This window comes from Streptomyces sp. NRRL S-495, assembly GCF_000966955.1.
GTDB lineage: Bacteria > Actinomycetota > Actinomycetes > Streptomycetales > Streptomycetaceae > Kitasatospora > Kitasatospora purpeofusca.
The window spans coordinates 1-9,704 of the sequence record NZ_JZWY01000871.1; the positions used below are offsets into that span (position 1 = coordinate 1).

At 75.3% G+C, this 9,704-nt stretch carries 9 protein-coding genes; 6 read left to right on the forward strand and 3 right to left on the reverse strand.

Going from position 1 to position 9,704, the window contains the following annotated elements:
* Both VR45_RS35265 and VR45_RS35270 read left to right on the forward strand, forming a co-directional pair.
* Positions 1-2,243: DUF6493 family protein (locus VR45_RS35265; RefSeq protein WP_045943999.1), on the forward strand; the 2,243-nt coding region annotated here is incomplete at its 5' end.
* Between the two features lie 152 nt (positions 2,244-2,395).
* Positions 2,396-3,346 carry a DUF389 domain-containing protein gene (locus VR45_RS35270; protein WP_045944000.1) on the forward strand — a complete coding sequence of 317 codons (951 nt, stop codon included), beginning with the start codon at positions 2,396-2,398 and terminating at the stop codon, positions 3,344-3,346.
* Positions 3,347-3,374: 28 nt separating this feature from the next.
* On the opposite strand, the gene VR45_RS35275 is transcribed toward VR45_RS35270, so the two are convergent.
* The 3 genes from VR45_RS35275 to VR45_RS35285 all read right to left on the reverse strand — a co-directional run bounded on the left by VR45_RS35275 (position 3,375) and on the right by VR45_RS35285 (position 5,952).
* Positions 3,375-4,649, reverse strand: a complete 1,275-nt coding sequence (locus VR45_RS35275; RefSeq protein ID WP_078897200.1) for an MBL fold metallo-hydrolase — start codon at positions 4,647-4,649, stop codon at positions 3,375-3,377.
* A 256-nt stretch (positions 4,650-4,905) separates the two neighbouring features.
* Positions 4,906-5,358 (reverse strand): MaoC family dehydratase, encoded by a 453-nt coding sequence (locus tag VR45_RS35280; RefSeq protein ID WP_030311871.1) that lies wholly within the window; start codon positions 5,356-5,358, stop codon positions 4,906-4,908.
* 150 nt (positions 5,359-5,508) lie between these two features.
* Positions 5,509-5,952 carry a pyridoxamine 5'-phosphate oxidase family protein gene (locus tag VR45_RS35285; RefSeq protein ID WP_045944001.1) on the reverse strand — a complete coding sequence of 148 codons (444 nt, stop codon included), beginning with the start codon at positions 5,950-5,952 and terminating at the stop codon, positions 5,509-5,511.
* 341 nt (positions 5,953-6,293) lie between these two features.
* Between VR45_RS35285 and VR45_RS35290 the strand changes: the two genes are divergently transcribed.
* The 4 genes from VR45_RS35290 to VR45_RS35305 form a co-directional block, all read left to right on the forward strand.
* Positions 6,294-7,190: a hypothetical protein gene (locus VR45_RS35290; protein WP_159400699.1), complete on the forward strand. Its 897-nt coding sequence runs from the start codon at positions 6,294-6,296 to the stop codon at positions 7,188-7,190.
* A 189-nt stretch (positions 7,191-7,379) separates the two neighbouring features.
* Entirely contained in the window at positions 7,380-7,952 is a 573-nt protein-coding gene (locus tag VR45_RS42995) for a hypothetical protein (RefSeq protein ID WP_159394467.1), read from the forward strand.
* Complete coding sequence (locus VR45_RS35300) at positions 7,946-8,890, forward strand: hypothetical protein (RefSeq protein WP_159394468.1); 945 nt, start codon at positions 7,946-7,948, stop codon at positions 8,888-8,890. The genes VR45_RS42995 and VR45_RS35300 overlap by 7 nt, the downstream gene beginning before the upstream one ends.
* Before the next feature lie 113 nt (positions 8,891-9,003).
* The coding region (locus VR45_RS35305) for an SAF domain-containing protein (protein ID WP_052709621.1) at positions 9,004-9,704 on the forward strand (701 nt) is incomplete at its 3' end.

The following is a 9,704-nucleotide window of genomic DNA, read 5'->3' on the forward strand; positions in this document are numbered from 1 at the left end:
CAGAGATGTGTATAAGAGACAGGGAGAACAGCCCGCGCGGCAGCGCCACCACCCTGCTGGAGCGGCTGCGGGCGGACACCTTCACCCCGGTCCTGCTGCCCCGGGTGTTCGAGCTGGACGACGTCGCCTGGTCACTGGACGCCGGCCCCGATCCCCGGCCCGGGGACAGCTGGCCGTCGGCGATCGCCGGGCTGGCCGAGGAGGGCCCGTTCGGGCGGGCGGAGCTGATCGACCTCTGCCTGGGCCGGCTGGTGCGCGGCGGCAGGGCCGCCGACCAGCGGGCGTTCCTGACCGTCCTGATCGCGCTCGCGCCCACGCCGCAGGAGTACGCGGCCCGGGTCCGCGACCTGATGGCGCTGCTCGACGGGCTCCCGGCGGTGGCCGGGCACGGCCAGCAGGTGCTCGCCGGGCTGGACGAGGCCGGGCTGGTCGAGCCGGAGGTGGTCACCGAGGCCTCGGCGGTGGTGTTGTTCCGGGCCGAGAAGAAGCTGGTGCGCGCCCAGCTCGCCTGGCTGGAGCAGGCCGCGAGGAGCGCTCCGGAGCGCTCCGGGCCGGTCGCGCTCGCCGCCGCCGATGCCTTCGGCCACCCCGACAGCGCCCTCCAGGAGCGGGCGCTCAACCTGGTCGCCCGCCGTCTGAAGACCGCCGGGGAGGCCGTCCTGCCGGAGCTGCGCCTCGCCGCCGAGGCGCTCAACCCCGTCCACCACGCCAGGGCGGGCGCGCTGTTCGGCGCCGTCCTCAGCGGCTCGGGGGAGGACGACACCGCCTGGGACGAGCTGCTGCCGCCGGCCCCCGAGCCCGCCCCGCTCGGCGAGCCGCTCGCCACCCCGGCGGAGGTCGCCGAGGAGCTGGCCGTGCTGCTGGCCGCCGGCCGGCCCGGCGTCGCCGTCTTCGAGCGGGTCCTGGACGGCCTGGTCCGGCATGCCCACCGCGACCGCCCGGCGCTGGCCGGGGCGCTGGAGCCGGTGCTGCGGGCCCACCCGTGGCAGAACGTCGGCCGGTGGGAGGACTGCGGCCCGGCCGACGCGCTCTACCTCGCGGCCGTGGTGGCCGGTCAGGTGGATCCGCACCGGCTCGGCCACGTCTTCCGGAACAAGGGCCGGCACCCGCTGCGCAGCGAGCACAACACCGTGTACGGCACGGTGCTGGCCGCCCGGATCTCCGAGGCGGCCGAGCGGGTCGCCGCCGACCCGCTGCCGCTGCTGCTCGCCACGCCGACCGACGCCACCGGCGCGATCGCCGCGACCGCGCTGGTCGGGCGGATCGCCGCCTACGAGGCCGCGGGCGTGGCGGCCGCTCCGGCCGACCTGAACGCCGCGCTGCTGCGGGTCGCCCCGACGGCGGACCAGGAGGTGCTGGCCGCGGTCGACCGGCTGGTCTCGCCCGCCGGGCGGTGGGTGGCCGCGTGGTTGCGCGGGGGCGGTCTGCCGGGCCAGCCCTCGGAGCGGGTGCTGTTCGCCCCGGCCCCGGCGTCGCTGAGCCCGCTGCGGTACTGGGACCGCTGGTGGGAGGACCTGAAGCGGATCGCGGTCGCCCAGCCCGGCAGCGGCGGACCGGCCGGGCCCGCGGGCGAGCGGCTCGGCCCGGACTTCCGGGCGCTGCTGGAGGGCACCGAGCCCAGCGTGGCCCGGGTCCGCAAGCAGGACGAGTGGCTCTGGGAGCCCACCGAGCACTGGGCCGCGATGCTCCCGCACCACCGGGAGGAGCTGGCGGCCCGCTGGCTGGACCAGTTCGCCGACTCCGCAGACCGGGATCGGCGCGGTGCCGCCCGGATGCTGGTCGTGCTCACCGAGGCCGGCGGTCCGGCCGGGCTGGCGCTGCACCTGGCGCTGGCCTACTGCCTCGGCGCACGGTTCCCGGAGGACCGCACCGCCGCCGTGGACGCGCTGCTGGTGCTGGCCGCCCGGGGCGACCTGGACGCCGCCCTGCTCGGACGCGAGCTGGGCGAGCTCGTCACGCTCGGGACGGTGAAGCCGAACCGGCTCGCGCACGCGCTGGGCACCGCCGCCGACACCGGGGCCTACGCCACCGTCTGGTCGGTGCTGGCCCCCGCCCTGCCCGCGCTGCTCGGGGGCGAGGCTCTGCGGGGCACCGCCGATGTGCTCGCGGTCGCGACCGACGCCGCCCGCCGCTCGGGTGCCCGCGGCCCGGTCGAGCAGGTGACCGCCACTGCGGCCCGCCCCGGCGCCGCCCGTCTGGTGAAGGAGGCCCGAGCGCTGCGCGACGTCCTGGCGGGCGCCTGAGCCGGGCGACTCGGCCTCGGCCCGGCCCTTCCGGCGGGTCGGGGCCCGTCCCACCCCGGGAGCGGGGGCGGGGGCGTGGCCGGGCGGCCGACCGGCCGTACCGCCCGTCTAGGGTGGGCGGGACCGCGCCCCCGCACCCGTCCGGAGCATCCGTGCTGCACCTGCGTCTGATCGTCCCCGTCGACCTGCGCGATCCCGTGCTCGGCTGTCTGGACGACTGCGTGGGGGTGACCCATGTGGTCCTGCTCCCCGACGCGGCCGTCCGCCCGGCGGGGGACGTGGTGCTGTGCGACGTCGCCCGGGAGTCGGCGGACGAGGTGCTGGCGGCCCTGCGCGGGACGGGTCTGCCCGAGCGCGGTGCGATCGACGTGCAGGAGGTCGGGCTGACGCTCTCGGCGGCCGCCGACGAGGCCGAGCGGCTCGCCCCCGGGGAGGGCGCGGACGCGCTGGTGTGGGAGGCGGTCTCCGAGATCACCCACGAGGAGTCCACCCTCACCGGTGTCTACCTCGCCTTCCTCACCGTGGCGACGATGCTGGCGGCCTGCGGGGCGGTGCTGGACAGCGCGATCCTGGTGGTCGGCGCGATGGCGGTGGGACCGGAGTTCGGGCCGCTGGCCGGGTTCTGCGTCGCGTTGGTGCAGCGCCGGGCGCGGCCCGCGCTGCGTTCGCTGAACGCCCTGGTGGCGGGCTTTGCGGTGGCGATGGCGCTGACCGTCGTCTTCACGCTGCTGCTGGACGGCCTGGGGCTGTTCAGCCAGGAGAAGTTCGACGCGGTACGGCCCAACACCTCATTCATCTGGCAGCCGGACGCGACCTCGTTCGTGGTGGCCTTCCTGGCGGGCATCGCCGGACTGCTCTCGCTGACCTCGTCCAAGGCCGGGATGCTGGTCGGCGTGGCGATCTCGGTGACCACCGTGCCGGCTGCCGCCAATGCGGCGGTGGCGCTCGGGTACGGCGACTTCCGGCAGTTCTGGGGCTCCAGCGTGCAACTGCTGCTCAACATGGCCGGGATCGTCCTGGCCGGGGTGCTCACCCTGCTGGTGCAGCAGGGGGCCTGGCGGCGGATCCGCCGCCAGGCCCGCGAGGGGCGCACCCCCGCCTGAGTCCGGTCGGGGGGTGTCCCGGGCGGCGTCAGACCGGGACGCCGTCGTCCTCGGCCGTCACCCTGGGGCGGGACCCGGGGGACCCGGGGGCACCACCGGCACCGCCGGTGGCCCCCGCCGTACCGGTGGCACTCGCCGCCTCGGCATCGGGCGGCACCGGCCCGGCCGTGGCCTCCGCGGACCCGTCCGGCACCACCAGCGGCGTGCCGTCCCCGGGCGGCGCGGCCACCGCGCGCCACCAGCGCCGCAGCGCGGGCGGGTCGACCGGTTCGAAGGGCTTGCCGGGTCGCGGCACCACCAGCCGGGCGCCCTGCGCCCGCGCGGCGGCGACCACCCGCTCGGCGGGCTCCTCCCACGGGTGCGGGGCGAGGTTGAAGGTGCACCAGTGGATCGGCAGCAGTACCTCGCCGCCGAGGTCGAGGTGCGCCCGGACGCCCTCCTCGGGCGTCATGTGCACCTCGGGCCAGAAGTCGCTGTAGGCGCCGACCTGCACCATCGTCGCGTCGAACGGTCCCAGCCGGCGGCCGATCTCGGCGAAGCCGGCGAAGTACCCGGTGTCCCCGCTGTGGAACACGGTGCGGCCGCCGCCCGCCACCACCCAGGACGCCCACAGGAACAGCGGGCTGGTGCGCGGGCCGCGGCTGCAGTAGTGCCGGGCGGGGGTGGCGGTCAGCGTCAGGCCGGCCACCTCGGCCGACTCCCACCAGTCGAGCTCGACGATCCGGTCGGCCGGCACGCCCCAGTACTCCAGGTGCGCCCCGACCCCGAGCGGCACGGCGAAGGTCGCGCCGGTGCCGATCAGCGCCCGGACGGTCCCCATGTCGAGGTGGTCGTAGTGGTCGTGGGAGACCACCACGACGTCCACCCCGTCGAGTTCGGAGAGCGGCAGCGGCACCGGGTGGAGCCGTTTGGGGCCGGTCCAGGCGAACGGGGAGCAGCGTTCGCCCCAGACCGGGTCGAACAGCACCCGGCGGCCGCCGATCTCGGCGAGCACGGTGGCGTGGCCGAGCCAGGTGAGCCGCAGGCCCGAGGCGGGCGGTTCGGCGAGGTCGACCGGGAGCAGCCGGTGCAGCGGCACGGCGGCGGCCGGTACCCGGCGGACGCGGTCGGCCGCCAGCTGGGCGCGGGTGATCTCCAGCGGGCTGCGCTCGTAGACCAGCCGGCGGGTCGGCACCGGGTTGCGGAAGGCGCCGTCGGCGAACTGCGGGGAGCGGTGGATCCGGGCCAGCCGTTCGCCCCGCGGCTCGGCGCCGAAGGCGTCCGTCCGGACCCGGTGCCAGGCCGCCCGGGGCAGCCCGGTCAGGCCGGACAGCCCGGTCCGGCCGGGGGGCGCGGTGAGGGCGGAGGACAGGCCGGGGACGCGGGAGTACCACGGGGCGGCTGGGCGGGGCACGGCACCTCCAAGGACGGCGACGGATACCTGGCATGCCGGGGCGCGCACCGTCGGCGGGGACACCGGTTCGGTACGACAACCATCTCGTCGGAGGTTACTCGTGCTCGGCCCTCCGGACCCGGCGAGCGGCGGCCGCCGTCCGCCGACCAGGGGCCTTCCCCTGTGATCAGGAGTAGAAACGGGTGATCGTCTCGGCGACGCAGTGCGGCTTGGCGCTCTCGGCGCTGGTGATGGTGAACCGGACCACGGCCTGCACCCCGCCGGACACCTCGGTGGCCGAGACGAGTTCGGCGGTGGCCCGGATCGCCGTCCCGACCGGCACCGGGGCGGGGAAGCGGACCTTCTCCGAGCCGTAGTTCAGCGCCATCCGGACGCCCTCGACGCCGTAGCACTCCTTGGCCAGCACCGGGATCATCGACATCGTGAGATAGCCGTGCGCGATGGTCGAGCCGAACTGGCTCTCCTTCGCCCGCTCCGGGTCGACGTGGATCCACTGGTGGTCGCCGGTGGCCTCGGCGAACAGGTCGATCCGCGCCTGGTCGACGGTGTGCCACTGGCTGGTCCCCAGCTCGGTGCCGACGGCGGCGGTCAGCTCGGCGAGGGAGGCGAAGATCGTCACGGAGCGCTCCTGAGGGCGGGCGGGCGGTGCGACAGCGGTCGCGGTGCGGTGGGTGCGAACTCCGCAGAGTATGCCTACTCGCCGGTCACCTGTCAGGGGTCCGCCGGAAGCGCCCGCCCGGGGCGGTCCCGCGCTTCCGAACAGTCGGCCTCAGGCGTGCGGGACGGGGTGGCCGGACGCGGTCAGCCGTCGGCCGCTGATCAGTTCGGGCACCACCGCGACGAACATCGGGTCGGGCTCGTCGGTCCAGGGCCGCAGCCCCGAGCGCAGCGCGCGGAGGATCTGCTCCGGGTCGCGCACGATGTCCGCCCGGCCGTGGACCAGCACGCTCCAGCCGCTCCGGGTGAGCGGGTCCAGCCGGTCGGCCTGGAAGGCGACGACGGTGCCGTCGAGCCCGCGCGCGGTAGCACTGTCCCGGCGCACGGCGAGCAGCAGGCGCCCGTCCGGGACGACCTCGAAGGAGACCGGAAGCACGGCCGGAAGCGCGTGTTCGGTGTACACCACCCGTCCGACGGGCACGGTGCTGAGCAGTCGGAGGCACGCCTCGGCGCCGAGTTCCTCCGGTTCGTCGTCCAGTGCGTCGTCACGGTCCATGGGTCCGATCGTCCCTCCGCCGGGCGCGGTCGGACAGGGCCCATGGTCCCTGAGCGGCAGGGCTTTGGGGCCGTCGTCCGGTCGCGGACGGAGAGCGGACGGAGAGCGGACGGAGGACAGGCGGCGGGCGGGCGGAGGACGGACGGAGGACTGGCGGAGGACAGGCGGGCCCGCACTCGTCGGGAAGGCGGTGCCCGGAGGCCCGACACCGACGGTGCGGGGCGATAGCCTGCCCCGCGGTGGCACCGGGGCGCACCGGGTGTGCCGCGAGGCCCGGAGCGGGCGGCGGAACGGTTCGGCGGCCCCGGGGTACCGGGGCCGGGCAGGAGGGGGCGGTGCGGGTGGCAAGCGGGATCGATCTTGTGGTGATCGGCGCGGACGGCGGGCCGGACCGCGCCTTCGGCGGTTCGGCCCGGGCGGCCGAGGGCGCCCGGGAACTGGCCGAGGTGCTGCCCGGGATGTGCTTCGACGCCGGCGCGGCCGACAGCCGGGTCACCGTGGTGGAGCCGGGCGCGGACGCCAACGCCATGCTCACCGCCGTCCGGGAGGCGGCCGCCCGCCCGGGTCGCTGGCTGCTGGTGTGCCTGGTGGGCCAGTTGGTGGCCGACCCGCGCGGCCGCCGGCTCGCCCTGGTCACCGCGGGCTCCACCGCCGACAACGCCTACCGGCGCGGGCTGGCCTGGGACTGGGTGGTCAGCGCGATGGTGCACGGCGACCAGGAGGAGGCGCTGCTGCTGGTCGACGCGGTGGTCGACAAGGACACCTGGGCGGCGCTGGAGCGCGGCGGCGGCGAGGACGGCGCCGGCGAGCTGCTCAGCTACCCGCGGGTCCCGCTCTGGGGCCGGATCGGCCGGCACGCGCCCGCCCGCTACACCCCGGGCAGACGCGGCCGGGAGGCCGTCCTCCCCGGCGGCCCCGGCTCGTTCAGCCGGTCGCTCACCACCGTGCTCCGGCAGGGGGTCCCGGGGGCGCCCGCCGCCGTCGGTCCGCACGACCTGCAGCCGGCCGTCGGCGCGCTGCTCGACGGCGGCGCCCCGCACGAGGGGGACGGTGCCGGCGCGCCCCCGCGGCAGGGCGAGGCGCCGGGTGTGCGCCTGCTCGTACCGCCGGAGGGCGGGCGCCTGCTGATGCGCAATCGGGCCGCGATTCGGGGCGCATTGGCCGGATTGTCGCTTTCCGAAGAACTGTTGGCTCTTCTGTGGCGGGAAAGTGCCCCGACGGATCCTCCTTCCGCGTAAGGTCAGGAGGCCCCAGGTGTTGCCGTGAAGGCTCGGTTTGGCGAAGAATCGATGCTCGCGAGGCAACACCAGCGGGACTGCGGAATTCTTCTGGCGGCCCCGGACCACATGCGGGGCCGGCTGCGACGAGGTGGGGCGATGCGGCAGCGCGGAATTGTGTTGCGCCCTGGGGCGGTTGGGATCGGTGGGGTGATTCTGGCGTTGCTGCTGAGCGGCTGTTCCAGCAGTGGGGCCGGGGGGTCCGCCGATCGACTGGGGACGAACGCGCCCACGGTTGCGGGGGTGACTCCGGTAACTCCTTCGGGTGGTTCGGCAAACGTCGGGAACGCGCCGACCGACGGGGTCGAAGGCGCCGCCGCGCGCGATGCGGTGAGGGCCTATCAGGACTGGTGGAATGCCCAGGCCGAGGCCTACGGGCAGCCGGACGCGGACGGTTCGAACTTCGGCACCTTCGCGTCCGGACAGGTGCTGACCGACGCGCTGGTCAACCTCAAGCAACTGCACGACGCCAAACTGGTGATGACGGGCAGTCCGCGGAATTCCCCGGTGGTGAAGTCCGTCGACATCACGGCCGATCCGAACACCGCCGTGATCGAGGACTGCCTGGACGTGTCCGGGTGGCACCAGGCGGACGCCGCGACCCGCGCGGTCATGGACCCGCCCGACCGGCTCACCCGGTATGTGGCGACCGTTTCGCTACGACAGTTCCGAACGCGTTGGCTGATCCACGAGTTCAAGCGGGAGGTGGGACGCACATGCTGAAGCCGGTACGGCGATTGGTGATCGGCGCGCCGCTGTTCGCCGGATTACTGATGGCCCCGACGGGCACCGCCGCGGCGGACTCCACCCCCACCGGGGGTGCGACCCGCTGCCATGTGAACGTGGTCTGCGCCGGGACGAGCGAGACCACCACCAAGCCGCCCAAGGGCGGTGGTGGTGGTGGGGGCGGTGGGACCGGAAGCGGGCCGCAGGTCTGCCGATACAACGGCCAGGACTTCGCGTGCAACAACCCCGAGTACGGCTGGTTCAGTTCCTCGACCGGCTGCTACTACCGGCTCACCGACCCGCAGCCCCCGGCGGGCGATAAGGCCTGGAGGGGCCACAACCCGGAGGACGGCAAGGTCTACGACCCGACCTGTATCCAGAGCGATGGCAGCATCAGCACGCCTGACCCCGAGTTCTTCGCCCAGCCGCCCGCCGGGCCGCCGCCGGACAACCCGGTCGCGCTGGCCCGCAGCGCGGCGGAGGAGATCGTCTTCCCGGACCCGGTGCCCGGCATCGCCCCCGAGGGCACTTCCGTGGTGGGCGTGCCGGTCTGGTTCTGGCTGGCCAACCCGCAGCCCCCGGCGGCGAAGACCGCGCGGGGCAACGTCATCGCGGTGACCGTCACCCCCCGGCTGAAGAGCCTGGAGTGGAGCCTGGGCGACCAGTTGGACCCGAAGAAGGAGACGGTGAAGACGTGCGAGGGCGCCGGCACCCCGTACGAGCCGAAGTACGGCGCCACCCCGTCCCCGACCTGCGGCCACGTCTTCACCACCGGCTCCGGCACCCGTAAGGCGGGCCTCTTCTACGGCACCCTCACCGTGCACTGGGTCGGCGAGGTCACCATCACCGGCGGCACCCAGACGGTGGCGCCGATCGACCTGGAGACCAGCGTGCGGCTCCAGTTCCCGGTGGCCGAGGTACAGGTCCTCAACTAGCCGACCTCGACTGGGCGATCTCGACCGGGCGACCTCGACTGGGCGACCCGACACCGCCGCAAGCACAGCAACGACCGACGAACGACGAACGACGCGAGGAAGGCCGAAGCCCGGTGGAGAACCGTACCTTTGCCGCATCCGGCTCCGGCACATCCGCCACGGCGACCGCGAGCAGCACCGCGCCCGCGCCCGTGGCCGTGCCGGAGCAGGGGCGCGGTGCCCCGCGCACCCCCGGGCGGGCGCTCGGCGCCCGGCGCAGGCGGCCCGCCGTGCTGGCCATGGCGGTGGCCCTGATAGCCGCCGGCGGGCTGGGCGGCGCGGTGCTCTACAACAGCACCGGCCAGCGGATCACCGTGCTGGCGCTGGCCCGTGACGTGCCGTGGGGGCAGGCGCTGACCGAGGGCGACCTGGTGACCGTCCGGATCGCGAGCGACCCGGCGCTCAAGCCGCTGGACGCGGCCGACCGGGCCAAGGCGATCGGCATGCGGGCCACCACGGACCTCCACCGGGGCGGGCTGCTGACCAGGTCGGACCTCGCGCAGTCGCTGGTCCTGAACCCGGGGCAGCTGCTGGTCGGCGTCGCGGCCCGGCGCACCCAGCTGCCGGCCACCCGGCTCCAGCCGGGCCTGCCGGTGATCGTGGTGTACACCTCGGACGGGGGGCGGTCCGAGACCCTCGCCGCCACTGTCTTCAACGCCGGCCGGGTGGACGCCGACGGCAGCCAGGTCTTCGACGTCGTCGTCAACGAGGCGGACGCCGCCCGGCTGGCGGGCTGGGTGGCCACCGGGCGGATCCAGGTGGTGCTGGCTCCGCG